The sequence below is a fragment of the Nonomuraea sp. GTA35 genome, assembly GCF_041950525.1.
In the GTDB taxonomy this organism is placed as follows: Bacteria; Actinomycetota; Actinomycetes; order Streptosporangiales; family Streptosporangiaceae; genus Nonomuraea.
Window position 1 is genome coordinate 16,601 of sequence record NZ_JBGNUV010000025.1, and the last position, 23,385, is coordinate 39,985.

23 protein-coding genes are annotated in these 23,385 nt (G+C 69.0%); 10 read left to right on the forward strand and 13 right to left on the reverse strand.

Translation table 11 applies throughout. The annotated features are described in order from the left end of the window. Positions 1 to 77 precede the first annotated feature (77 nt). Together ACBJ32_RS55515 and ACBJ32_RS55520 are read left to right on the forward strand one after the other, a co-directional pair. Positions 78 to 677 carry a TetR/AcrR family transcriptional regulator gene (locus tag ACBJ32_RS55515; protein WP_375133699.1) on the forward strand — a complete coding sequence of 200 codons (600 nt, stop codon included), beginning with the start codon at positions 78 to 80 and terminating at the stop codon, positions 675 to 677. 265 nt (positions 678 to 942) lie between these two features. Continuing rightward, on the forward strand, positions 943 to 1,794 hold the full coding sequence (locus ACBJ32_RS55520) for a hypothetical protein (protein WP_375133700.1): 852 nt from the start codon (positions 943 to 945) through the stop codon (positions 1,792 to 1,794). Positions 1,795 to 2,015: 221 nt separating this feature from the next. Here ACBJ32_RS55520 and ACBJ32_RS55525 read toward each other — a convergent pair whose 3' ends face one another. Both ACBJ32_RS55525 and ACBJ32_RS55530 read right to left on the reverse strand, forming a co-directional pair. Continuing rightward, positions 2,016 to 2,399 (reverse strand): VOC family protein, encoded by a 384-nt coding sequence (locus ACBJ32_RS55525; RefSeq protein WP_375133701.1) that lies wholly within the window; start codon positions 2,397 to 2,399, stop codon positions 2,016 to 2,018. A 341-nt stretch (positions 2,400 to 2,740) separates the two neighbouring features. After that, entirely contained in the window at positions 2,741 to 4,294 is a 1,554-nt protein-coding gene (locus tag ACBJ32_RS55530; RefSeq protein ID WP_375133702.1) for a PHB depolymerase family esterase, read from the reverse strand. Between the two features lie 243 nt (positions 4,295 to 4,537). Between ACBJ32_RS55530 and ACBJ32_RS55535 the strand changes: the two genes are divergently transcribed. Next, entirely contained in the window at positions 4,538 to 5,044 is a 507-nt protein-coding gene (locus ACBJ32_RS55535) for a MarR family winged helix-turn-helix transcriptional regulator (RefSeq protein ID WP_375133703.1), read from the forward strand. Between the two features lie 238 nt (positions 5,045 to 5,282). Here ACBJ32_RS55535 and ACBJ32_RS55540 read toward each other — a convergent pair whose 3' ends face one another. Together ACBJ32_RS55540 and ACBJ32_RS55545 are read right to left on the reverse strand one after the other, a co-directional pair. Continuing rightward, complete coding sequence (locus ACBJ32_RS55540; protein WP_375133704.1) at positions 5,283 to 5,579, reverse strand: hypothetical protein; 297 nt, start codon at positions 5,577 to 5,579, stop codon at positions 5,283 to 5,285. Positions 5,580 to 5,581: 2 nt separating this feature from the next. Beyond that, a complete protein-coding gene (locus ACBJ32_RS55545; RefSeq protein ID WP_375133705.1) occupies positions 5,582 to 6,637 on the reverse strand; it encodes a serine/threonine-protein kinase in 1,056 nt (351 codons plus the stop codon). 171 nt (positions 6,638 to 6,808) lie between these two features. Between ACBJ32_RS55545 and ACBJ32_RS55550 the strand changes: the two genes are divergently transcribed. Then, positions 6,809 to 7,360, forward strand: a complete 552-nt coding sequence (locus ACBJ32_RS55550) for an NUDIX hydrolase (protein ID WP_375133706.1) — start codon at positions 6,809 to 6,811, stop codon at positions 7,358 to 7,360. 184 nt (positions 7,361 to 7,544) lie between these two features. Here the strand turns inward: ACBJ32_RS55550 and ACBJ32_RS55555 are convergent, their stop codons facing one another. Further along, a complete protein-coding gene (locus ACBJ32_RS55555; RefSeq protein WP_375133707.1) occupies positions 7,545 to 8,777 on the reverse strand; it encodes a serine hydrolase domain-containing protein in 1,233 nt (410 codons plus the stop codon). A gap of 524 nt (positions 8,778 to 9,301) precedes the next feature. On the opposite strand from ACBJ32_RS55555, the gene ACBJ32_RS55560 reads away from it, so the two are divergent. Both ACBJ32_RS55560 and ACBJ32_RS55565 read left to right on the forward strand, forming a co-directional pair. Further along, positions 9,302 to 9,886 (forward strand): DinB family protein, encoded by a 585-nt coding sequence (locus ACBJ32_RS55560; RefSeq protein WP_375133708.1) that lies wholly within the window; start codon positions 9,302 to 9,304, stop codon positions 9,884 to 9,886. A gap of 157 nt (positions 9,887 to 10,043) precedes the next feature. Beyond that, complete coding sequence (locus ACBJ32_RS55565; protein WP_375133709.1) at positions 10,044 to 10,475, forward strand: hypothetical protein; 432 nt, start codon at positions 10,044 to 10,046, stop codon at positions 10,473 to 10,475. A 47-nt stretch (positions 10,476 to 10,522) separates the two neighbouring features. On the opposite strand, the gene ACBJ32_RS55570 is transcribed toward ACBJ32_RS55565, so the two are convergent. The 3 genes from ACBJ32_RS55570 to ACBJ32_RS55580 all read right to left on the reverse strand — a co-directional run bounded on the left by ACBJ32_RS55570 (position 10,523) and on the right by ACBJ32_RS55580 (position 13,975). Further along, entirely contained in the window at positions 10,523 to 12,796 is a 2,274-nt protein-coding gene (locus ACBJ32_RS55570; RefSeq protein ID WP_375133710.1) for a hypothetical protein, read from the reverse strand. A 315-nt stretch (positions 12,797 to 13,111) separates the two neighbouring features. Further along, positions 13,112 to 13,456: an NUDIX domain-containing protein gene (locus tag ACBJ32_RS55575; protein ID WP_375133711.1), complete on the reverse strand. Its 345-nt coding sequence runs from the start codon at positions 13,454 to 13,456 to the stop codon at positions 13,112 to 13,114. Between the two features lie 240 nt (positions 13,457 to 13,696). Next, on the reverse strand, positions 13,697 to 13,975 hold the full coding sequence (locus ACBJ32_RS55580) for a hypothetical protein (protein WP_375133712.1): 279 nt from the start codon (positions 13,973 to 13,975) through the stop codon (positions 13,697 to 13,699). A 1,037-nt stretch (positions 13,976 to 15,012) separates the two neighbouring features. Between ACBJ32_RS55580 and ACBJ32_RS55585 the strand changes: the two genes are divergently transcribed. From ACBJ32_RS55585 to ACBJ32_RS55595, 3 genes are read left to right on the forward strand one after another with little or no spacing between them, the layout of a single operon-like run. Next, a complete protein-coding gene (locus ACBJ32_RS55585; RefSeq protein ID WP_375133713.1) occupies positions 15,013 to 15,327 on the forward strand; it encodes a MerR family DNA-binding transcriptional regulator in 315 nt (104 codons plus the stop codon). Between the two features lie 53 nt (positions 15,328 to 15,380). Then, complete coding sequence (locus ACBJ32_RS55590) at positions 15,381 to 15,785, forward strand: GyrI-like domain-containing protein (RefSeq protein ID WP_375133714.1); 405 nt, start codon at positions 15,381 to 15,383, stop codon at positions 15,783 to 15,785. Continuing rightward, entirely contained in the window at positions 15,782 to 16,303 is a 522-nt protein-coding gene (locus ACBJ32_RS55595; protein ID WP_375133715.1) for a GyrI-like domain-containing protein, read from the forward strand. Before ACBJ32_RS55590 ends, ACBJ32_RS55595 begins: the two co-directional genes overlap by 4 nt. Positions 16,304 to 16,882: 579 nt before the next feature. On the opposite strand, the gene ACBJ32_RS55600 is transcribed toward ACBJ32_RS55595, so the two are convergent. Further along, on the reverse strand, positions 16,883 to 17,503 hold the full coding sequence (locus tag ACBJ32_RS55600) for a TetR/AcrR family transcriptional regulator (protein WP_375133716.1): 621 nt from the start codon (positions 17,501 to 17,503) through the stop codon (positions 16,883 to 16,885). Between the two features lie 84 nt (positions 17,504 to 17,587). Between ACBJ32_RS55600 and ACBJ32_RS55605 the strand changes: the two genes are divergently transcribed. Next, positions 17,588 to 18,337, forward strand: coding sequence for an SDR family NAD(P)-dependent oxidoreductase (locus ACBJ32_RS55605; protein WP_375133717.1), 750 nt, complete (start codon positions 17,588 to 17,590; stop codon positions 18,335 to 18,337). A gap of 535 nt (positions 18,338 to 18,872) precedes the next feature. Here the strand turns inward: ACBJ32_RS55605 and map are convergent. The 4 genes from map to ACBJ32_RS55625 all read right to left on the reverse strand — a co-directional run bounded on the left by map (position 18,873) and on the right by ACBJ32_RS55625 (position 23,367). Further along, positions 18,873 to 19,706: a type I methionyl aminopeptidase gene (map, locus tag ACBJ32_RS55610; RefSeq protein ID WP_375133718.1), complete on the reverse strand. Its 834-nt coding sequence runs from the start codon at positions 19,704 to 19,706 to the stop codon at positions 18,873 to 18,875. Positions 19,707 to 20,467: 761 nt separating this feature from the next. After that, on the reverse strand, positions 20,468 to 21,391 hold the full coding sequence (locus ACBJ32_RS55615; RefSeq protein WP_375133719.1) for an alpha/beta fold hydrolase: 924 nt from the start codon (positions 21,389 to 21,391) through the stop codon (positions 20,468 to 20,470). Positions 21,392 to 21,573: 182 nt separating this feature from the next. Then, entirely contained in the window at positions 21,574 to 22,341 is a 768-nt protein-coding gene (locus ACBJ32_RS55620; RefSeq protein WP_375133720.1) for a maleylpyruvate isomerase family mycothiol-dependent enzyme, read from the reverse strand. A gap of 363 nt (positions 22,342 to 22,704) precedes the next feature. Then, entirely contained in the window at positions 22,705 to 23,367 is a 663-nt protein-coding gene (locus ACBJ32_RS55625; RefSeq protein WP_375133721.1) for a hypothetical protein, read from the reverse strand. Positions 23,368 to 23,385: the final 18 nt, after the last annotated feature.

Below are 23,385 nucleotides of genomic sequence, written 5' to 3' on the forward strand. Positions count from 1 at the left end.
GTGATCGTTCAATAAGTCGGTCGGCCCTCACCGTAGGGCATTTTGTGCACGCGGTCAAAAAGTCGTAACCTGGGGAAATGGCACGGACAGGACGCCCCCGCGCATTCGACAAGGACCAGGCCCTCGAGCAGGCCCTGCTGCTGTTCTGGTCCCGGGGTTACGGGGCGACCTCCGTCCAGGACCTCGTCGACGCGCTGGCCCTGGAGCGGGGCAGCCTGTACGGCGCCTTCGGCGACAAACGGAATTTCTACCTGGCGGCGGTCCAGTTGTACTGGGACACCTACGAGCGCCGGCTTGTCGCGGCACTGGAGTCCGGGCCGGTGCTGCCGGCGCTGCGTGAGGTGCTCGCCACCCCGGCCCGGACGCAGGAGCACACCTCCGACGCCGGCGGTCCGCAAGGATGCATGATCGGCAACACCACCGCCGAACTGGTCCCGCAGGATGCCGAGGCCCGCGACATCGTGGCCCGCTCGCACGCCCGCTTCACCCGGATCGTCGCCGATGCCCTGCGGCGCGCGCAGGCCGACGGCGAGGTCACCCGGACCGCCACCCCCGAGGCCCAGGCGCAGCTCCTGCTGTTCACCGTCCAGGGCCTTTCCCTGGTCTCCCGTGCAGGACTCGACACGACTGCCGCGCTCGCCGCCGTCGACGCCCTCATCGACGCCCTCCGCGCTTGAAGAACCACCGTCTCGCGGTGCGAGAGTGTGGGCTGGTGGCGGTGCGGCCCGTTCTGACCGGCGGTCACCGAGCGCCAGGGCTGCACAGGAGGCCTGGGGGCACAATGCCGAAGGGCACCGGGCCGACCGGCAATTGTGCGCAGACCGCGCGAGGCGGCGGGGCGAGTCTGCAAGGACAGGGAACCGTGATCCCCGAAGATCGGGGAGGTCCTCACGCGTCCACTACTCAGAGAAGGCTCTCTTGCCTATCGCCACAAGACGAACCTTGGTCACCGTCATCTCGCTGGTTCTCGCACTGTCCGTCGTCGTGACGGTGCCGGCCAGTGCCTCATCCGCCAACATTCCCGACTACGACGTCGTGTTCGACACGAGCGGCAACACCTCCGGCAACAAGGGCGCCGATGTCACCTGCCCTTCGGGCACACGCGTGCTCGGCACGGGGGCCGAGATCATGGGCCCGAGCGGCGACGTCGTCATCGACGAGGTGGTACCGACGACGTACACGGTCAGCGCGTTCGGGATCGAGACCGGAGCGGGCACCTCGTCCGCCTGGATGATCCGCGTGTGGGCCGTCTGCGGCGACCCGGACGAGGCGACCAGGATCGTCAGCCGGACCGCCCCGCGCAACGGGCTGCTTCCCCTGACCGTCACCTGCGACCCCGGTGAGTTTCTGCTCGGCAACGGTTACCGGCTGGACGGAGCGGGCGGCAACGCCGTCGTCGACTACATCAAGCCGCAGCTCAACGCGGTTCACGGTCACGCGACGTGGATCTCCTCCTCGGCAGCACCGTCCTGGACGCTCGAGATGTTCGCGATATGCGCGGAAGACCCGCCACCGGGGCTGTGGATCTACAGCGACTCCACCGTGAACAGCCCGGTCTCCACCCTGCCCAGCAAGGAGCTCGACGTGGCCTGTGGCGGCGCCGGTGACAGGCAGGTGGTCCTGGGAACCGGGTTCGCCGTCCAGGACGAGATCGGCTCCATCCCGATCACCGACATCACCCTCGACTATCTGGTCCCGACCCGTGAGAAGGTCGAGGCCAAGGCGGCGGAGGTGGTGTCCGACAGCAGGTACTGGAACCTCGTGGTCTACGCGATCTGCGCCTACGAGGACTGACACCGCACAGATCGGGAGACCGGCCACGGGCAGCGCGGGACACCGCTGCCCGTGGCACTCACCCGCACCGGAGATCCTCAATTCCGGGCGTTCTGGAGACGGGGCGAGTTCCCGCCCGGCCGGCGAGTGCGCCTCCGGTGCTCGCGTCCCTGGCGCCGGCGGCGCATCCCCGCGCTTTGCGGCGCTCTCGCCCACCCGTGGCCCGGATACCTACGGAAGACTCAGCGGTCGTAGGTGCTGAGTTCGATGAGGTTGCCGTCCGGGTCGCGGACGTAGACGCTGAGGATCGTTCCGGTCGCCCCGGTGCGTTCCACCGGCCCCTCCTCGATCTCGGTGCCGTGCGCGGCCAGCTCGGCGACGATCGTCTCCATCGGGTCGGCGACGATCAGGCACAGGTCGGCGCTGCCAGGTGCGGGACGGGCCGCCTTGGGGTCGAACTCGTGCCCGGCCTCGTGCAGGTTGATCTTGCTGTGGCCGAACCTGAGCGCGCGACGTCCCGCGCCGAACGTCACCGCCTCCATCCCCAGCACCTGGGTGTAGAAGGCGATCGTCGCTTCGAGGTCGGCGACGGTCAGGACGAGGTGGTCAAGCCGGTCGATCTTCACGTGTTCACGGTACAAGGCCGCGGCAGTGCCTTCCGTGCGGTGGGGGATGTGGGCCGGGCCATGCCGCTGCACGAACAGACGCCGGCCGGCTGTGGTGGCTGCTGCGCTACGAGCACGCCGTGCATCTTCGGGCCCGAAGTTCCGGCCGGGCCGGCCGACGCCTACGTCGACAAGCATCTGAGCGCCCGCCCCCGAACGGACCTTGCGCGTGCCCGACGGCCGAGCCGGGTCGGCGCCTGCCGCGAGGGCGACGCTTTGCTCCAGCGCGGCGCGGAGCCCTTGATCACGGCCCGGTCCCACGTGCCGATGACGGGGCCGTGATCAGGGAAGCGCGCTGACGGTCAGGCGCAGGTGTAGCCGGACGGCAGGGCGGTGTCGCCGTTGGGCCTGCTCGCCTGGAAGCCGAAGCCGGTGGTGCTGGCTCCCGCCGCGAGCGTGCCGTTGTGTCCGGCACTTCTGGCCGTGACGGTCTGGCCGCTGGTGGTGACGGTGGCGTTCCACGAGCCGGTCAGGGTGTGCCCGGCCGGCAGGGTGAAGGTGACGGTCCAGCTGGTGATCGTCGAGGTGCTGGTGTTGGTGATGGTCAGCGGCTGGATCACGTACCCGTTTCCCCACTGGGACTGCACGGCCGGGGTGGCCGAGCAGGCACCGGTCGTGCCTGCCTGAGTGGTGATCTGGACGGTGCCGGAGACCGGTGAGACGTTACCGGCGGCATCGCGCGCCCGGACCTGGTAGCGGTAGGTGGTGTTCGCAGTCAGGCCCGTGTCGGTGAACGAGGTCGTGGCCGAGGTGCCGGCCCGGGTGAACGTGCCGCCCGTCGCGCCGGGAGCGCGCAGGATGTCATAGCCGGTCACACCGGTGTCGTCGGTGGAGGCCGTCCAGGTCAGCGTGGCACTGGTGGCGGTCACGTTGGACGCGACCGGGGTGCCGGGCATGGTCGGCGGCGTGGTGTCGGTCGCACTGGTGGTCAAGCCGAAGAACTCGATGGCGTAGAGGGCCATACCGCTCTGCGGGAGGGCATGCCCGGCGCCCTGGACGCTGTACGCCTCCACCCGCACGGTGCCGGACGGATCGGCATACCGGCTGCGGTTCCAGTTCGCCTGCGGGGTGTCGGTGCTGGTCGGGGTCTGGCTCAGCCCGAACACGTTGGTCCACTGTTCGATCGACTCCCGCAGCAGCGAGTAAGGCACGAGGGTGTCGCTGGTGCCGTGCCACAGCTGCATGCGCGGGCGGGGGCCGGAATACCCCGGATACGCCTGGCGGACCGCATCGCCCCACTGCTGGGGTGTCCGGTCCATGCTCCCGCCGGTGCATCTGCTGCTTCCGGGCGGGTAGTCGGAGGCGCCGGCGAAGCAGTCGAAGGGCACCCCCATGAAGGAGGCCCCTGCCTTGAACACGTCCGGGTAGACGGCGAGCATGTGCTGGGTCATCATGCCGCCGGAGGAGCTTCCAGTGGCGTAGACCCGGTTCGGGTCTCCCTGATGGGTCCGCTCGACATAGTCGATCATTGAGGTGATCGAGACCGGATCGCTGCCGCCGCCACGCCGCTTGGCCGCGTCCGACCAGGTGTCGAAGCAGTTGCCGAACCCCGCCGACTGGGTGGCGCTCGGGTAGATGACGATGAAGCCATGTCGATCCGCCAGCGAGGCGAACTCACTGCTCTGGTAGAAGCCGGGACCGGAGCCGCCGCAGCCGTGCATCGCGACCACGATCGCCGGCGAGGCCGGGCGCGAGTCCGGCACATAGACGTGCATCCGCATGTTGCCCGGGTTGTTGCCGAAGCTGGTCACCTCCACCAGGGTGGCGGCGACGGCCGGCGATCCGAGTGCCACGGTCATGACGGCAAAGAGCGCCGCGGCGCAGGCACCAGCCAGCACCGTGGTCAATCGTGTCATTCGCGCTCCTCCTCTCCATATCCGCGGCGCGCCGCGGATCGGTCCGCCGCGGATTGACGTCGGTCGCTGGAAAATAGAAGGGCCACCATGCGCCGTCAATGCAGGCCTGGTGCGCACGTCCGCCCGTTCACCTGGCAGAGAGCCGTTTCCCCTGGTTATCAAGTAGCTTGTTATCAAGGTCCTTGATAACGGTGTGAAACTTACATCGAGGCCCGTTCCGGCGGGGCGCGATATCGTCTCCTGGTGACAGATCCGGGTGTCCCCGCGGCCGCTGCGCCGGACGCACCGCCGCCCCATGTGAGCTACCTGGTGTTCCGGCTGGAACGCCGCATCCGAGCCTGCCTGGACGAAGCGCTCGCCCGGCACGGCATGACGACCACCGAATACATGGCGCTCAGCGAGCTGCGCCTGCGCGACGCCCCATCGTCGGCCGACCTGGCCCGCATCGCCTTCGTCACCCCGCAGGCGATGAACCTGGTCATCCGCGATCTCGAACAACGCGGTCTGATCCGCCGCGACCCGCATCCCCGTGGCGGACGCGCCCTGCGCACCCGCCTCACCCCGAAAGGCCTGGACACCCTCCGGCGCTGCGACCGGTCCCTCGACAGCATCGAAGCCGTCATGCTCGCCGACATCGACGTCCCGGACCGCACGACACTCGCGGAAACGCTCACGCTGTGCGCCCGAGCCCTCCACCCGGACACGCGGGCCCTGGCCCCGGTCCTCCGCTCGCAGCAGCCGCCACCGTGATCACCGGCTGGTAGGCGGCGCTGTTGCTCCTGAACTGCAGCGTCCCCAGCAGCGCGATCAGGCTGCGCCGGTAGTGGTGGATGCAGGGCTCAACCGGGGGCGGATCCGCACTGACCAGATGACCTCCGCGTCGCGCGGGGCCACGGGAACCGGCCGTGCAGCGCGCAGAACGGCGGCGAAGCGCGAAGCCAGGTCGCGCGGCGTCCCTGTCAGGGCCGCAGTCGCTCGGGCCCGGCCGTCAGCGGCGCCGGGCCCGGCGCAGCTCCTGCACGCCGGTGACGATGCCGAAGGCGATCAGCCCGGCGAGGTAGGCGATGACGCCGAAGACCAGGCCGTTGCCGTCGACGTGGTCCCACTGGGTGATCAGCAGCACACCGACGCCCACGCCGAGCACCGGCTGCAACGGCAGCAGCGTCACCGCCAGCAGGAGGCGGTGCCGCGCCAGGAAGGTACGGCCCCGGACGACGATGATCCGGGCAGTGACAGCCACCACTGCGACGGCGAAGAGGACGGCGAGCATCGAGAGGAGTTCCATGCTCAGCTCCGTCTCGCCAGCAGGCGCAGCACCAGCGCGATCGCGCCGCCCACGGCCAGGCCGGTCAGGACCGCGGGCCAGAACGGCAGGCCGTCCGTCCCGGGAACGGGAATGGCCGGCCACTGCCGGGAGTCAAGCTCCGCGGCGATCAGGAAGACCACCGCGGCGGCCAGGGTCGTGATGATCTGCGCCGCGAAGGCCAGGCCCCAGGGCCGCTCGCCGTCCGGGTCGGGCTCCCGGACCCGTGTCACGGCCCGCGGCCTGGGCGGCGCCTCGTCGCCGACGATGAGCCGCACCAGCCCGCCCGCGTCCGGCCGGTGACGCGGCTCCTTGGCCAGGCACGCGCCCAGCACGCCACGTAACTCGGGCGGGACGCCGGCCAGGTCGGGCTCGTGGTTGAGGATGCGGTTGAACACCGCCGGCATGCTGTCCTGGCCGAACGCCGGACGCCCGGTCGCGGCGAACACCATGGTGACCGCCCAGGAGAACACGTCCGACTCCGGCCCCACATCCGCACCGCGCAGCTGCTCGGGCGACATGTACGGCGGCGTACCGACCACGGCGCTGGACTGCGTGGCCGTCCCCTCCAGCGCGCGGGAGATGCCGAAGTCGATGACGCGCGGCCCGTCCGGCCCCAGCAGCACGTTGCTCGGCTTGAAGTCGCGGTGCACGATCCCGGCCTCGTGGATGGCCTTCAGCGCCGCCGCTGTGGCGAGCATCAGGCGGCGCGTGCCGCCGGCGGAGCGCGGCCCCTCGCGGGCGATCAGCTGCTGGAGCGATTCGCCGGGGATGTACTCGCTGACGATGTAGGGCTGGTTGCCCTGGACGTCGACGTCCAGGATCTGGGCGGTGCCGAACGGCCCGACCCGGCGGGCCGCCTCCACCTCGCGCAGGAAGCGGCGGCGGTTGGCGACGTCGTGGGCCAGCCTGGCGTGCAGGAGCTTGATCGCGACCCGGCCGCCCGACGGGTCGACGCCGAGGTAGACCGCGCCTTGCCCGCCTTCGCCCAGCAGCCGCTCCAAACGGTAGGGGCCAACGTGGGAAGGTTCGGCGATCATGCACCTTCTTATATCAGGGGTTGGGGCGTGGTTCAGAAGTGAGTCGAGTGGCAGCCGCTCGAGGTGCTGTAGATCAGCCGAAGAGGAGGTCTCCGGTGGATGAGAAGACCATCCCGGCAGCGGTGGCGATGCGTCAGCGCTGAGGGCCTGTTGATCCATAGGCTGGGGCTTGTGGGTGATGGCAGGGTCCGTGAGTGGACGCAGACGGGTGAGCTGGACGGGCCGGCCGGGTACTTGGAAGTCCGTGGCCGCCGGTACCGCTACCCAGACGGCAATGAGGACGTGTGGGACATCCTCGTGGGCGGCGCGACCGTCGCGATCGTCGCCGTGACCGAGGACGAGCAGGTGGTGCTGGCCCGCCAGTACCGGCCGGGGCCTGGACGGGTATTGCTGGAGTTGCCGGGCGGAAACGCTGACGGCGACGAGCCGGTCGAGGTCGCGGCGGCTCGGGAACTGCTGGAGGAGACCGGCTACGAAGCTGCGACACTCGAGGTGGTCATGCAGACCTTTCTGTCGTCGTACGCCTCGCATCGCCGCCACGCGGTCCTGGCCCGCGGATGCCGGAAAGTCGCTGAGCCGAGGCTGGATGACGCCGAGTTCATCGAGACCGTGCTGATGCCGGTCGGCGCGTTCATCCAGCACGTGCTCAGCGGGCAGATGACTGACATCGACGTCGCCTTCGCGGGGCTGGCCGCCGCCGGATACCTGAAGCCGGCCATGTGACTGTTCCCTCGACCTGGCGCCCCGCCGCGAAGCTCCAGCTCGTATTCGGCGGCCGTCGCCAGGACCGCGAACACGAGCCGGCCCTCCTGGATGCCCAGATCAAACATCGTCGGAGACGGTGGTGATCGCGCCCCCCGGGCACACGTGAGCAGACCGACGCAGCGCTCCCGGTTCTCGCTGATCGTCACTTGTTTCGCGGCTGGGAACCGGATGGGCAGAACTCGCCCTCGAACACCGTCTTGACCATGTCGACCGAGTTGACCTGGCCGTACTTGTCGATGTTCATGTTGGTGGAGAGCATGCGCCTGGCGTCCCGGGTGCCCATCGCGAAGGAGAACCCGCCGGTGATGGCGCCGCCGATGCCCCAGACCTTCACACCGCACGACAGCTCCCACGAAAAGACGCCGGCACCGTACGTGGTGTCGGGGATCCAGGTGTCCTTCCAGGTGCCGTCCGGCATCTTGATCCCGGTCTTGACCATGGTGAACATCTCCCGCTGCTGGGCGGGAGGGAGAAGCTTGCCGCGCAGCAGCGCGCCGGCGAATCGGTTGAGATCGCCGACTGTGGAGACCACGCCACCGGCCGCCCACCCTGTGGTGGCGCTCTGGTCTGTCACGTCGTAGACCTTGGCGTCGGTTTCGGCGGCGAACAACGTCGAGTAGTGCCGCGGGTGCTGACCGCGTATCCTCGTTTCCTTACCCGGCAGGTACGTCCCGGTCAGGCCCAGCGGACGAACGATCCGCCGCTCGATCTCGCCGGCGAGCGTCCTGCCCGTCACCTTCTCGACGATCATCCCGGCGAGGATGTAGCCGGTGTTGGTGTACACGAAGCCGTCACCCGGTGTCTCGAAGGGGCGCGGATTGCGCAGGCCGATCTTCACGAGCTGCTCGGGCGTGTAGGTGTCGTAGCGGTGCCCGAGCCACGCGGGGCCGGAGAACTTGGCGAACTCCTCCGGGTCGTTGCCGTAGTTGAAGATCCCGCTGGTGTGGTTGAGCAGGTGCCTGATGGTGATGGTGCCGCCGTCGTTGCCGTTGCCCTTGACCAGGCCGGGCAGCCACTTCTCCACGGTGTCGTCGATGCTCAGCTTCCCTTCGGCCGCCAGTTGCAGGACCACGGTGGCCGTGAACGGCTTGGCGGCGCTGCCGACGCGGAACCGCTCGTTCGGCTGACGCTTGCGGCCGGTCCGGGTGTCGGCCACCCCCGCCGAGCCGAACCACCGCCCACGACGGTCGCGAACCTCGGCGACCATGCCGGGCACGCCGCCGTCGGCCACGGCCTGGTCGAGCGCTTTCTGGACCTGGGCGTGGGCGGGGGCTTCCGCCGTGGAGGCAGCTGCCGCGGGGACCGTCGTCGCGGCCCCCGCCACCGACACTGCGGTGATGAGCAGCCCTGCCGTTGAGGGGAGAGATTTGGGCATGTCGATTCCTTCCAGGCGAGAGACATCAGCGCGACGCTGATCGCCTCAGTCGCGATAGTACTCATTCGGTACAGGCAAAAAGCTAGCTTGCATTCATAAAATTCGCAACACAAGCCCGGAAGAGTTTCTTGTTCATGCAGGTGAAAAGACATGAGACTTGCAATGAGTATGAGAATGAATGCAAGATGAATGAGCGTACTTGCAATGATGTGTCGACAAACGCAATGCTGTACATCCGCCCGCGGACACACCGAGGCCGGCCTCGGGGAACATCGGTACAGCGGTCAACGCTTGGTCCGCGACCTTGCCCGTCATGTCGAGGGCGCCCGGCCGCGCGTAGGTGAGCAGTTCGCGGAACTTCGGGCGCTGAAGGGGGCGGAGGCGGCGCACGCTCTTCGCCCCGAGGCAGTGCCGTCCGTGAGTGTGAACAACGGCGGCCATGGCCAGGCCTCGGCTCTGCCAGTCGTTGCGGACCACGTACGGGAACTTGAGACCATGAGCGGCCCATGGCAGGCTCGTGCCGCATGATCGATGCATTCGCGAAAGACAACCTGCACGGGAGACTGCGGCGGGACCGTAAGGTGCTGCTCTGGAAACTCGACGGCTTGTCCGAATACGACGCCCGCCGACCTTTGACGGCGACCGGGACCAACCTCCTCGGCCTGGTCAAACACGTGGCCACCGTCGAGGCCAGGTACTTCGGCGAGGTCTTCGACCGCCCTTCCCCGCAACCGCTGCCCCGGTGGCAGGACTCCGACGGCAGCGATCTGTGGGCGACCGAGGACGAGACCCGCGATCAGATCATCGAGTTCTACCGGCGCACGTGGGAACACTCGGACGCGACGATCAACGCGCTTCCCCTTGACGCCCCCGGCCACGTGCCGTGGTGGCCGGAGCCTTATGCCGACACGAACCTGTTCGCCGTCATGGTCCATGTCCTCGGCGAGTCCATCCGGCATGCCGGGCACGCCGATATCCTGCGCGAGAGCCTCGACGGCCGGACCGGGTTGCGCGCCGAACACGAGAGGCAGATCGACGAGAAAGCCCGTGCAGCCTACTGCGCGAAGATCGAGCAGGCCGCCAGGACGGCCGCACCGCTCAAGGCTTAGTTGGACATACCAGGCAGCCTGACATCAGCTCCTCTATCGGCGCTGGTGAGCCGGGTCAAGCCGGGGGACGGTACGGGACCGGAGTGCGGCCACACTTCGGGTCCAGGCTTTGTTCGGGGAGGCGGGGAGGCCTGTCGCGGCAGCCGTTCCACCAAAGGTGTGGATCTTCCTCGAGGCCATCGGCAGGGCGGCCGCCGACCGGCCGCAGCGTGACGCCGACCGCGAGCAGGTGCTGGCCGAGGCCCTGCGGGTGTGGTGGCGGCAGTTGGAGGCGCAGGTCGGGCAGGCGATCGACACGAAGGAGTCCGCGGACGCCGTCCGCGGCGGCATGGACGCCGCCGACTCCTGGTACGACCAGGGCCCGGGCAAGGTCGCGAGCGCCCTCGCCCACGCGGCCGATCGCAACGGTGACGGCGTCATCGGCGAGGGCCCGGCCGCCCCGGCCCCGCCGGCAACTTCCTCCTCGGCCCGGCATAGGCGGTCGACCAGCTACGGCAGGCCCAGCTGGCCACACCCGCCGGCCTGCTCGCCCATGCCACCCGAGACCCTGCCGGCCTCGATCAACCTCGGCCTCCGCCCGCGCTCCTGATCCGAGGGGAACAGCAGCCGCGAGGGGATCGCGGCCGCGGTTCCGGGTCAGCGGTCCTTGTTGGGCTTGCGGTAGACGACCGTCTTGTCCCCACGCCCCGGGTACGCCATGATGAGCAGCCGCTGAGTGCCGTCCCCCTCGTCCTTCCAGGGGAACCAGGCCATGTGCACCCGGATGCGATAGTGCCCCTTGCGGCCGTTGAGCGACACGTCCGGCAGCTCGGTGCCGCTCAGCCCGTCCATGAACCGCATCTCGCCGCTGCGGTTGTCGAAGCCCACCTCGACGACGTGGTCCCATCCCCTGGTCTCGACGGGCGGACGGCGCGTGTACGTCTCGAGCGTGACGCATACGTGGTAGTCGGAATCGGTCCTGATCGCCACGTGACCCGGAGCGACCTCCACAGGGCCGGCGCTCGTCCCCTTGCCGTCGGAGGGCGCTTCGTCGTACAGCTCCAGCCCCACCTCGGGCCACTCCGGCTCGGTCAGGCGCTGCGCCCTGGCGGGCGGGATGAGGGGGCGGTGGCGCGGGGTGGCGTCGCACTTGCGCCGCTCTTCGGCCTCGAACTCCTCGAACTCCCGGTCCTGGGCCGCTGCCTGCGCGGTGACCGTCGCGTTCGCGGCCGGGCAGATCCCGGCCAGCACCCCGCTCAGATCGCGGACGCTCACCCCCTCTGCCTCACGCAGCCGGGCCAGCTCGCGGGGGTCGTTGCGGGTGTAGGCGCCACACAGGCGACGGCCGTGGCCGAGCAGCACCTGGTCGGGGGTGGTGTCGGCGAACCCCAGCGCCTTCTGCTCGCGTACCGCGCAGATGAAGGCGCGGGGGCCGGTGGGCGGCACAGGCTCCACCGGTTCGCCGTCGGTGTCCCAGGGCTCGCGCGGAGAGCAGTCCTGGGCCGTGGTGACGGGGCCGCGCGACTGGTCGGCGGCCGGTATCAGGCAGAGTGCGACGGCGGTGGCCAGTGCCGTGACCAGGAGGTGGTGCCGCAGGCGGGCGGCGGGCGGGGCGCCGTACAGCAGGAACAGCAGGACGGCGGAGGCGGCCAGGGCGGTGCTGTACCACAGCGGCGAGAGGCCGAAGGGGATCTCGCCGTTCCCGGTGGGGGTGAACAGGCCGTCCGGGTACAGGGCCAGCCGCTGCTCGGTCATCTCGGGGATGATCTGCCAGTCCGGCTCGCGCTCCGTGGTGAGCGCGCTGACGACCCCTGCCGCGGCGGCGAGGACCAGGGCCGACATCGTCACCCTGAGCAGGGTCCTGGTCCTGCGGACGACCGCGACGAGGATCAGCACGGCCGGGGCGCCGACCCCGACCAGCACGTCCACGACGACCCACGACACGGTCGCCGGGTAGCCCACGTACCCGTGGAACAGGTCGTCGACCAGGCCTCGCGGGCCGGTCCACACGGGCATCCCACCGGCGAGGTTCACGGCCGCGGGGATCAGCGGCAGCGCCACGGCCACGGCGGCGAGCGGCCACGGCCGAGCCGGCGCGACGCGGGCCACCGGAGCAGGGGACGGCACGGGCGGACTGCCCAGCTCGTGGGCGGAACGGGCCTGCCACACCGTCCCGAGCACGCCCAGAGTGGCCATGACCATGAGGAGCACCAGGTCGTGGTCGACGCCCCAGCCGCCGAACGAGATGATGGAGTGCCCACCGGACGACAGCAGCGACAACACCGCCCAGGCCAGGCCCATCCGCACGGTGCCCCGGCTCCAGCGCGGATCTCTCGCCTGCCCGGCCAGGACCGGCACCAGCCACAGCAGATAGACGGCGTTGCCCAGCTGGTACGGAGTGAGGTAGCCGCCGATCTCATACTGGCCGAGGCCGTACAGGACGGTGGTGGCGATCCCCACGGACGCGTTCACCATCCCCGCCACGAGGCCGAGCACCCGCAGCCACCTGGGCAACACCCCGGCGAGCACCACGAAGAACAACCAGATCACGGCGAGCCCGAGCAGGTCGCCGGGCAGCCCCGACCACCACACGTATGGGATCGGCAGCCGGTACACCAGCGTGCAGGCGATTGCGAGACACAGCACCACCCGCAGCAGCCGGACCGGCCGGTCGTTGACCGCCGCCGGCCCGGCCGTCCGCCCACGCAGCACCTGCCAGTACGCCCACCCCTGCAACGCCCCGGCCGCCACCAGGAGCAGCTCCACCCACCAGGTGTAGGGCACGAACTCCGTGTCCCATCCCGCACCGACGAACACGCGCAGCAGCGACGGGTCGCCGGTGGTCCACGCGATCACGCCGCACGCGGCGACCGCGGCCACGTAGAGGGCGGCGACAACAGCGGCGATGGGGCCGAAACGGTAGCGGCGCACGGAACATCCTCGAAGAACGAGCGAACAGATCCGAACAAAGGCGCCCAACCTTAGCGGCCCTCAAGGAAGTTGATCAAGCCGGCGAATGGAGGATCGGACGGGATGATGTCCGGGCGTCCACCTGCCGGCCTACCGTGACGCCGCCCGATCAGCCGGCCGACGGCCGGCCTTCGTTCCCGGATACCGAATAGCGGCGCAACGCCTCCCGTCCACCGGGAACGAAGGGCCATCGCTCAACGACCTCCCGCAGTTCGAGCTCTGTGAGCCAGGCATGCCAAGCGCTCTCGGACGGATCCGGAACCAACGGCTCAGTGATCACGGCCTCGTGCACCCCGAACCAGACAGGGCTGACCCCATCCCGGCACAGAAACTTGAACATGAAACGCACCAGGACGTCGGCACCCAGCTCCTCGGACAGCTCGCGGCTGCCGCGTCCTCATACGACTCGCCCACGTCCACGGCACCGCCGACCATCACGTCATAGTGGCCGGGAAAGCGAGTGTGCTGCTCCGCCCGGCGCAGCACGAGGATCCGCCGCATCGGATCGCGACAGATCGTCGTCGCGATCCGATGCATCCATCGCCGACGCTCCGCCTCTGCGCGCTCCACGACCCCCAGCACGCGGTCCCGTTCATCCACCCGCTCGACCAACTCGCCCATGCAGGACACGATCGCAGGCACCACCGACAACCTGCTCCAGTTGGGGAATTACGCGGTCAGCAACCGGTGTCCGAGGTATTCATCGATGTGCGCCCTCCTGTAGAGCGAGGGCAATACCAGCGCTTTTCTCCTCGGCGCGTCAACTCATTTCGGCCGCGCGCCGTTCGGTATTCGCCAGGATGAGCTCGCCGATCCGGCGAGGAAGGCCCGGTGACAGGAACGAATGCCCCATGCCGGGAATCACCTCCATGCGCGCGTGCTGGATCTGGGCGGCCCGGCCTCGCCGTGCGGGAGCGGGCGCAGCGGGTCCTCCGTGCCGTGAACGACCAGCGGGGGCGCGGTGATCAGGGACAGCGGAACGAGTCGGCCGCTTGTCATCACCCGCCCGGCCAAATCGTGGTTGAGCGCCGCCGCCGGGTCGGCCGAGCCGTCGAGAGTTTCCTCGGACAGGCGCCGCGCGGCCCTCTCGTCGAAGGGCAGGACGTCGCCGTTCAGCACCCGCCACAGCTCCACGTTCACGGCGACGAACTCCTCGCGGCCAGCGCCCGTGCCCAGGCGGGGCCGGCGTCGGCGCCCATCGGACCGGTCGCGATCAGGGTCAGCGTGGCAACTCGCCGCGCCGACGGGTGTGATCAGCCAGGCGGCACGCAGCAAGTGCGGCGGGTTCGGGGCAAGTGATCGTTAAGCGCCTTTCAATCGCGGCCCCTTACGTTACAGGCATGCCCAACATCGGTATATATGAGCTCATCTTCGTCATCCTCATCCCTCTGGCGGTTCTCTGGGTCGTCATCTACACCGCTGTACGGGCGGCGATCCGCCACAGCAAGTGACATGATCCGTGAGACGCGCCTCGGACCGATCGATCATCCCGCCGCTCGGCCGAGATCGCACCTGACCCCTCGGGCGCCGAGGGTGAAAGGCGGTCGCCGAGGCGGCCGAACTGGCCGTCCTGCTACAGGCCGTGGCCGGCCCGGTCCGGCTGCGCCTGCAATCCAGGATCGGCGCCCACGCCGGCGGCGAAGCCTACGTGTGCGACCTGGCCCACGCCTTCGAGTTGCGAAGAACATCGTCTCCAGCTCGGCCTGCGTCGGCGCCCCCACGTAGCGGCCGTAGGCGGCCGCCTCTTCATCGCCTAAGAAATCGACTGGCACAGGCCCCGAAGTAGAACCCATCCATCAGCGCGGGCCAGGCCCAAGATCGAACAGTTACAGGGCTTCGACGCCCCTCTGAGCAGCACGATTCTGCAGGCCAGCGGCATTGAAACCACCATCCACGCCAAGCGGGGCACCGCGGGCGGCAAAGCGAGACTTTCGTTCGCATGCTGGCCAACCCCCAGTCCCTGAAGTGACGAGCTCCCGGGAGATCGCGCGAACAGGTTGATCAGCCATCCGCAGGGTGTGGAAGATCTGCAGCGAGGCGCCGATCCCCGTGTGGTGGAGAGAGGCGGTAGGCCGGACAGGATTGATCGGTCTGGTCAGAGGCCATCGAAGGCCTTGTTCCTTGATCAAGGACACGCGGCTGGACTCTCCCACATGGGGAGACCCCAGGATGAGGGCATGGACGAGGCGCTGTTGCCGATCGGGCAGTTCGCCAGGCTCGGCCGGCTGAGCATCAAACAGTTGCGGCACTACGACGAGCTCGGACTGCTGGTGCCCGCGTATGTGGACGAGCACACCGGATATCGCTACTACCTGCACGAGCAGGCGCGCGATGCGCTGTCGATCGGGCTGCTGCGCTCGCTCGACGTCCCGCTCGCCGTCATCGCGAAGGTGCTTTCCGGTAGGCCCGGTGTCCTGGAGGGGTGCACGAGTGGCTGGAAGCCGAGCTGGCCCAGCGCCGGTCGACGCCGGCCGCGATCGAGCGCGTCATGACGGAGGGCCTGCCATCCGCTCCCGTTACGGTGGTCACAGAACCAGTGCGGCGCGTGGCGGTGGCCACAGCGACGGCGGCGGACCCGTCAGACGTCGGCCGGGCCACCTCGGCCGCCATCGCCAGGCTGCGGGCGGCCTCGTCGGCCGCCGTTCCCGAGCTCGTCGGCCTGTTCCCGCTCGACCTCGGCGAGCCCGTCGCTGTCACCGTCGCTGTGGTCAGCGAGGAGCCGGTGGCGGCGGCCGAGCTCGACGTGCTGCCAGGCGGCCGGTTCGCCAGCGCCACGCACGTCGGCCCGTACGGCCAAATCGGGCTGACCGCGCATGCGCTGCTGTCCTGGTGCGCTGAGCGTCGCCATCCCGTCCACGGTCCGATCCGCGAGATGTACGTGTCCGGCCCGGCAACCGCCGCGCCTGATCGGCTGATCACCCACCTGATGATTCCTCTGGAGGAGCCATGACACCACAAGTGGTCCACTGCGACCCCGTCACCTGCCTCAACGTCACCGGCATGGGTGAGCCCGGCGGCAATGAGCACGTCTCGGCCATCGCCGCCCTGTACGCCGTGGCGTCCGTCATGGGCGGCCCGGCCGGCCCGCTCGAGGGCCGTTGGTGGGTGGAGGACACCTCTCGGCCGCCGCTGGAAGTGCCGCGCGATCAGTGGCGGTGGCATCTGCTGCTGCCGCTACCCGACCTGCCCGAGCCGGGGGTGGTCGAGGCGGCGCGCGAGCAGGCGCGCGCGTCCGGCGCGGCCGTCGACCGCGTTCAGGTGGTCATTTTCACCGAGGGCGAGTGCGTGGAGTTGCTCCACGAGGGGCCCTACAGCGAGGAAAAGGTGTCGCTCGACGTGATGGACGCGTTCATGGCCGAGCACGGCCTGGTACGCAACGGGCTGCACCACGAGATCTACCTGACCGATTTCACCGATCCCGAGCCCAGGACGATGCTCAGGCAGCCGGTGGCGCGCGCCGCCGGATGATTGGCCCGCTGCCGTCACCGAGAACGCAAGAGCCGCCGGAATCCGGGCGTCGCCCCTGGCGAGTCACCTGCTCTCAGGTCAGACGGCACCACCAGTATGGCAAGTTCCGCATGCGTTGCCACTGGGCTGACCTGGGGTGAGCTGGGTCATGCTCAAGCCGCAGGGGTGGATCGGCCCGCGGGGTCCAGGCCCGATCCGCCCCTGTGGGACTGGCTGCTCGGCCGCTGTGGTTCAGGCCGAGCAGCCTCTGTGGTCGGTGTCCTCGGTGTGGTCCGGGCCGCTGAAGGTGTGTTCAGCGGCCCTCACCGTGCCTTGATCACTCTCCGGGGGACCCCGCGGGCAGAGGCTCGCGAATGCCGCCGCATGATGCCTGCCGTGTTGACGACGACCTTGCGGAAGCCCCGCGCCGACTACAGCTCGACTTGTAGCGGCAAGCCTGATCGCAAGATCATTGGTTGTCTTCACGAACTCCGAACGATCATGCGGTGGCCGTCGCCATGTGACCCCGATCCCTCAAGATCGCCAAGTGTCACTGGAGTACTGGCTGCTTGCCGGTGACGAGTCCAGGAGTTGTTCGGATCAGGTGGGTGGCCAGTGCCGTAGGGCCATGTCGGCCACCATGCGGAGGTCGTCGCGGGTGGCGCCACCGGCGGCCTGAACGGCGATGCCGTTGGCCACGGCCATGAGGTATCGGGCGAGCAGGCCGGGATCGGTCCCTGCGGGAAGGTCGCCCTCATCGACGGCCCGCTGGAACCGTTCCTGCAGGAGCGAGATGCCGTTGTCGCGCCAGGCTGCCAACGTATCCCGGGCGCTGCGACCGGCCTCGCCCGCTGCCAGGGAACCTTGGACGCCGAGGCATCCGGCGGGACAGCCTGGAGCGGTGGTGGCCCGGACGGAACCGTTGAGGAACGCTGTGGCCACTTGCCGCGCCGTCGACTCCTCCAGAGCTTGCGGGACGTACGCGGCGGGGCCGTCGGTGTAACGCTGCAGTGCCTTCTGGAACAGGTCTTCCTTGCTGCCGAAGGCGGCGTACATGCTGGTGCGGCTGATGCCCATGGCGTTGGTCAGGTCGGTGAGGCTGGCGCCCTCGTAGCCCTGTTCCCAGAAGACTCGCATGGCCTGGTCGAGTGCCTTGTCGACGTCGAAGCCGCGTGGCCGGCCGATCGGCGCGTTCCTCCGGTTGTTCACGTGCTCCAGCATATCTCTTCTGTATCGAACGGTACGGAACTCTGCTATCGTCCATTTCTGCACCGAACGGTACAGATTCCTATCGAGGTGAGAGCCATGGGACAGTTCGAAGGTAAGACCGCCGTCGTCACCGGCGGCGGAACGGGGATCGGCCTGGCCACCGCCATACGGCTGGCGGACGAGGGCGCGCACGTCTTCATCACCGGCCGCCGCAAGACGGTCCTTGACGCGGCGGTGGAGCGCATAGGCCCAGCGGCGGTGACCGCCGTGCCGGGCGACATCTCGGACCTGGCCGACCTGGACCGGCTCTATGCCGCGGTCCGGGCTCGGGGCCGGGGCCTGGACGTGCTGTTCGCCAACGCCGCCGCCGCGTCGTTCGCAACGCTGGAGCAGGTTACCGAGGAGCACTTCGACAAGACCTTCGGCGTCAACGTCCGTGGCACCTTGTTCACGGTGCAGAAGGCGCTGCCGCTGCTCAACGACGGCGCATCGGTGATCCTGAACAGCTCGGTGCGCGCTGGTGACGGTGTCGCGGCGTTCGGCACGTACGCGGCCTCCAAGGCGGCGATCCGGTCCTTCGCCCGGACCTGGGCCAACGAGCTCAAGGGCCGGAACATCCGGGTCAACGCGATCTCCCCGGGCACCATCGACACGCCTGGACTCGACGGTGTGGTCGAGACGGAGAACACGCCCGTCACCAAGTCGGATTTCGCCGCAGCCGTCCCACTCGGCCGGATCGGACGCCCGGACGAGATCGCCAATGTGGTGGCTTTCCTCGCTTCCGACCAGGGCAGCTTCTTTCTTGGCGCCAACTTGGTCGTTGACGGGGGCGAAGTGCACATCTAGCGGGTGTCGTCCTGGATGGTCCTGCCGTCTGGGACCGGTGGGACTTCTCGGCCCTCGGGAGTGCGGGGGAACGTTGGCGTTCCGTCACACATCCCATCCTTGAACCTCAGGTCGGTGCCTTAAACGGGCGGTGCCCCACCCGGCCGGCTCCAGCCAGCGCGCTTCGGTCAGGTGGTCGAAGCCGGCGCGTCGGATCATCAAGGTAGACGGCTGCCTCGTCAGCGGTGCGCAGGTGCCTGAGGTCGATCGCCGCTCGAAACGCTGTCTCATCGACGAAAACCTCGAGGGCGCGGCCGCAGTGGAGCGGGTGGCTGGCCGGCCATCCGCGCCGAACACCCCGGCACGCTCTCGATGCAACATACCTGCCTGGCGGGTCCCGCGACGGCGGTGTTCGGCGCGGTCGCGATCGACACCCACGTTTGGACGCACACGGACGGCGACGATCGGCATGCCCACCACCGTGCCCGTCACCATCTGGCCCGCGGCGGAGCCGCAAGGCTCCGAGCTCGCCGGAGGGCCTCCCAAGCGGGGAAGCTCAGGCGCCGTCGGTGACCGCCTCCACCAGCCGGCCGGTGGAGGCGGCCCGCGACGGCGGGACCTCCCCTTCGCGCCGGGTGAGCACCAAGGGGGCGTCCTCGGTGATGGCCACCGTGTGCTCGGAATGGGCCGTACGCGAGCCGTCCGCCGACCGGATGGTCCACCCGTCGGGGTCGTAGACGATCCGGTCGGTGGTGCGGGCGAACCAGGGTTCGAGCGCGAGGGTCAGGCCCGGGCGGAGCGTCAGGCCGCGCCCCGCCCGGCCCTTGTTGGACACGTGCGGGCCCTCGTGCATGGTGCGGCCGATGCCGTGGCCGCCGAACTCGGTGTTGACCGGGTAACCGTAGTCGCGGGCCACCGTCCAGATGGCCGCCGAGAGGTCGCCCACGCGGTTGCCCGGACGGGCCACCTCGATCGCCGCCTCCAGCGCCTCCTCGGTCGCGCGGATGATCCGCAGGTCCTCCTCGGCGGCGGTCCCGACGACGACCGTGCGCGCCGAGTCGGCCACCCAGCCGTCGATGCCGACCGCGAGGTCCGCGCTGAGGACGTCGCCGTCGCGCAGCGTGTAGTCGTGGGGCAGGCCGTGCAGGACGGCGTCGTTGACCGACAGGCAGATGACGTTGCGGAACGGCCCGCGTCCGAACGACGGTGAGTAGTCCCAGTAGCACGACTCCGCACCACGCTGTTTGATCATGTCACGTACGTGGCGTTCCAGGTCCAGGAGGTTGACGCCCACGTCGGCGATGCGGCCTACCTCGGAGAGCACCTCGGCGACGAATCGCCCGGCCACGTGCATACGCTGGATCTCGGCAGGCGTCTTGAGCTCGATCACGAATACCTCACGTCACAGGATGGCGGTATTTTTATACCGGAACCCTAGCATGGTGCCGGTATAAAAATACCAGCCCTGTCCTTGGGGCCTTGGTCGGGCCCGGCCTCGGCCTCGATGCCGGGCCGGGATTCTGACCGGTTCAGCCGCCGACGCTCCGGCCACCGCGCTCATCCAGCAGCCCGCCGCACACCCCAGGAACAGCGGCTGCAACGACTGACCAGCTCTCACCGACGTGCTTCCCTTGCTCAACTGGCGAGAGAACGTGCAGCACCGTGACCGGGACTCGGCCCTGCGTTGCGAGCTCGGCGGCGGCGAGCACGGCGTGTTCGGTCAGGCGCCGCGCCCAGCCGGCCGCTGCTACGGCTGTTGGGGGAGTTCTCCTTGCCGGTCGGATCCCCGGGGTAGAGGAACGCGGGGACAGCCACTGGCGGTGGGTTCGATCACGGAACAGATGACCATGGCGACCTGCGGAAACTCCCAAGATCGCGGCAGCTGGCTGGACCATGTCCGCCAGGTTCGAGTCGAGAGGCGACTCGACACTGTTGGGTCGTGCGCCGCCTTGACCTGCTCGAACAGCCCGTCCCGCTGATGGCGACCCCAGCGTTCCTCGCCCCCAACTGCCGGGTTCGCGGTGAGCGTGGCGTTCACGCTGGCCGGTAGCGCTCAAGGCGCCACATCAGGGCATGCCGGAACCGGGATTGTTCGTGCCGTCTTCGGCCTGGTGGACAGGGAGTGCCGAAGCCTGCCGTCCCGGTGAGGTGTCAGGCGAAGAAGCGGGTCAGGTGCTCGACGACGAGCTCCGGCTGCTCCTCGGGGATGTAGTGGCCGCTGCCGGGCACGAGCACGACCTCGACGTCGGTGCCCTTGTCCGGCAGCACCGCTTGGAGGAGCAGGTGCCCTCCTTCTCCTCCGCCCAGGCCCAGCAGCGGGGCCGTGATCCTTCCGTACGTCTTCTCGTCGGCGATGTCCTGCCCGAACGCCCGGTACCAGGCGTTGCCCGCGCGGATGGCGTCCGGGGTGGCGTAGGCGTGGGCGTAGATGTCGCGGTCGCGGTCGCTGATGGCGGCGGGATCTTCGATCAGGTAGTCGCACATCCAGTCGATCAGGTCTCGGGACCGGCCGGCGAGCAGGCGTTCCGGCAGGCCGGGCACCTGGTTGAAGGCGAACCACCACAGGAACCGGCCGGGGCCTGCGTGGATGTCGCCGTCCACCTGCTGGCGCCCGGGGCGGGGGAGTAGCGAGTAGGCGTAGAAGCGCTCGTCGGGGTGGGCGATGTCCAGCAGCGCGACGCGCCGGACGTGGGCCGGGTGGTTGGCGGCGAAGGCGTAGGCGACCATGCCGCCGATGTCGTGGCCGGCGATGTCCACCCGGTCGTATCCCAGGAGGCGGACGAGTTCGAGGATGTCGGTGGCCATCGTCTTCTTGTCGTAGCCGTCGCGGGGCTTGTCCGAGCCGCCCATGCCGCGCAGGTCGACGGCGATCACGTGGTGGCGTTCGGCGAGAGCCGGCATGATCTTGTGGAACTCCCACCACGTCTGCGGCCATCCGCCCAGCAGGACCAGGGGCTCGCCCTGCCCGCCCGTCACGTGGTGGAGCCGTGTTCCGTTGACCTCGGCGTGCCTGCTGACGAATCCGCCGTGAAGCGAGCGCGCCAGCTCCGCGTCGGACAGTGCTTCACTCACCATGATGTCTCCTTCGGTGTTGTGCCGCATGATGCATTGGCTGACGGCCAGGCGGCGGTGCGGGGATGGCTCAGCGTCGCGAACCGTGGGGCCGCGTCTTCGGGGGTGGTGTTGAACGGCTCGGCTGCCTTGTCGGCGCTGGTCGCCCACGGCGTTCATCGAATGCCTCGGACAGGCGTCGATCTTTAGAGCGCAGTGGCGGCCAGCCATGAGGTGAGCAGTTCACCGTTTCCGGTCACGAGGAAGCGATCGGCGTCGCCGGGCTGGAGGCGCCCGTAGATCAGCAGCAGGAGATCGCCCGAGGATCCGTGGGCGGTGACCGTCGCGGGAGCATCATCGCGACCGGTTTCCCAGGTGCAGCCGTTCCCGAGCGTGATCAGCCAACTGTCGTCGGTGTTGGTGGAGGAGAACCGCAGCCTCTCGCCGTCGCGATCCAGCCGGCTCACGCGTTCGGCGACCCATGAGTAGCAGGGCAGGTTCTCGAGGAACTCGTCGATTCCGTCGGCGGCGATGCTGGGGACGATGCGGGGAGCGCGGTCCAGAGCGAGCTCGGCGTCGGCGAGATGGACGACCGCCTCATACAGCAGGCGACGCGGGAAGAACCGCACATGCTGGTCGGCTCCGTGGGTCCAGTTCGGGGTATCGGGGTCGGCGCCGCGAAGCGTGCGCAGCGACAGCTCGACACTGCCCGCCAGCCAGGCCGGGTAGGCCGCCGTGTCGGCAGGCAGGTCGAGCGGTACGTCCCGGGACCAGACGCGCTCGGTCGCGCGACGGCGTACCAGGTGCTCCATCCATCGGTGGGTGGTGCCGTGATGCTTGATCAGGTCAGCGAGCGTCCAGCCGGGACAGGTGGGCAGCGGCGTGTCCGGGTCGGCGCCCGCCACCAATTCGACGAAGCGCGTGTCCACGGCTTCGACCGCATCGCAGTACTGCTCATGAGTCAGACGAGTCACGAGGGCAGAGCACACCTTTCCTGGTCGCCGGTCTGGATCCGATACCGGTGAAGCGGCTTGTCGCAGGGTCCCTCGCCGGTTTCACATCCGTGGCAGCCAGCGAGGCTACTCGTTGACACGGGCGTCAAGGTCAAGCACCCCGGGCGTCGTCCATGGACAGTGCGACTCTTCGGTCCGCCGGGTGCTCGACGCGACCGCGCCGCGATCGCACGAGCCGGAGAGCCTGCTTGGCGACCTTGATTGCGCTGCTCATGCTGTCGCCAAACCCATGGCCTTCGTCGTTGACGCCGTGTCAGGGGCCACCTCGCCCGGGCTGGAGCACTGGGCCGGCTGACGGCTGTCGCGGCCGGGGGCCGAGGCCGATCAGGTGACCGTGACCACGCTGGTCAACGAACCGATGGCCTCGCTGAGGGTGTCTTGTTCGTCTTCCGGCAGCCAACGGGCGGCATGAACCATGTGCAAGGCCGTAGCGAGCCGTACTCGGTCGTCCTCTGTCCCGAGATCTGCGAGATACGCCGGCAGCACCAGCCCCAAGGCCTTGAAGTCGCCGCGTTCGCAGAACTTCCTGAACAGCGCTGCCAAGAGAGCGTCGGCTTCCCGGGGCCGCCGCGCCCCGGTGGAGCGCAGCCCCTCGGCGATCGCTACTCGGGTCCAGTCGGCGTACTGTCCCGGCGGAACGTCGTCTATGTGGGCGGTTGCCCGTTCGAAGTGCTCGCGTGCCCTGTCGGGCTCGCCGAGATCTCCGTACGCTTTGGCGATGTTCACGTGCAGGGAGGCGTAAAAGCCCCTGACTCGGTCGTCGGCAACGAGATCCGCGCGGTTCAGGCACTCCTGATTCCAGTGCAGCGTCTGCTGGGGCGTGGGCTGGTGCCGTGCGAGGTAGTGGGCGGCGATACACGCCTCGTAGTCGTCGCCGGCGATCTCCCACGCCTGCTGGAAGAAGCTCTTGGCCTCGATGTCCCGGCCTTCGGCCTCGGCCTGCATGCCCTGGGTGCACAGCCTGACGACGGGGTTGTCAAGGTCCATGGCCTCGCTTTCTCGGAG

What these genes read in the sequence shown, in the direction of transcription:
- ACBJ32_RS55515 (WP_375133699.1), top strand. Translation starts at nt 78, where the DNA reads ATGGCACGGACAGGACGCCCCCGCGCATTCGACAAGGACCAGGCCCTC.
- ACBJ32_RS55530 (WP_375133702.1), bottom strand. Translation starts at nt 4,294, where the DNA reads ATGACACGATTGACCACGGTGCTGGCTGGTGCCTGCGCCGCGGCGCTC.
- ACBJ32_RS55540 (WP_375133704.1), bottom strand. Translation starts at nt 5,579, where the DNA reads ATGGAACTCCTCTCGATGCTCGCCGTCCTCTTCGCCGTCGCAGTGGTG.
- ACBJ32_RS55545 (WP_375133705.1), bottom strand. Translation starts at nt 6,637, where the DNA reads ATGATCGCCGAACCTTCCCACGTTGGCCCCTACCGTTTGGAGCGGCTG.
- ACBJ32_RS55555 (WP_375133707.1), bottom strand. Translation starts at nt 8,777, where the DNA reads ATGCCCAAATCTCTCCCCTCAACGGCAGGGCTGCTCATCACCGCAGTG.
- ACBJ32_RS55560 (WP_375133708.1), top strand. Translation starts at nt 9,302, where the DNA reads ATGATCGATGCATTCGCGAAAGACAACCTGCACGGGAGACTGCGGCGG.
- ACBJ32_RS55575 (WP_375133711.1), bottom strand. Translation starts at nt 13,456, where the DNA reads ATGGGCGAGTTGGTCGAGCGGGTGGATGAACGGGACCGCGTGCTGGGG.
- ACBJ32_RS55585 (WP_375133713.1), top strand. Translation starts at nt 15,013, where the DNA reads ATGGACGAGGCGCTGTTGCCGATCGGGCAGTTCGCCAGGCTCGGCCGG.
- ACBJ32_RS55595 (WP_375133715.1), top strand. Translation starts at nt 15,782, where the DNA reads ATGACACCACAAGTGGTCCACTGCGACCCCGTCACCTGCCTCAACGTC.
- ACBJ32_RS55600 (WP_375133716.1), bottom strand. Translation starts at nt 17,503, where the DNA reads ATGCTGGAGCACGTGAACAACCGGAGGAACGCGCCGATCGGCCGGCCA.
- ACBJ32_RS55605 (WP_375133717.1), top strand. Translation starts at nt 17,588, where the DNA reads ATGGGACAGTTCGAAGGTAAGACCGCCGTCGTCACCGGCGGCGGAACG.
- ACBJ32_RS55615 (WP_375133719.1), bottom strand. Translation starts at nt 21,391, where the DNA reads ATGGTGAGTGAAGCACTGTCCGACGCGGAGCTGGCGCGCTCGCTTCAC.
- ACBJ32_RS55625 (WP_375133721.1), bottom strand. Translation starts at nt 23,367, where the DNA reads ATGGACCTTGACAACCCCGTCGTCAGGCTGTGCACCCAGGGCATGCAG.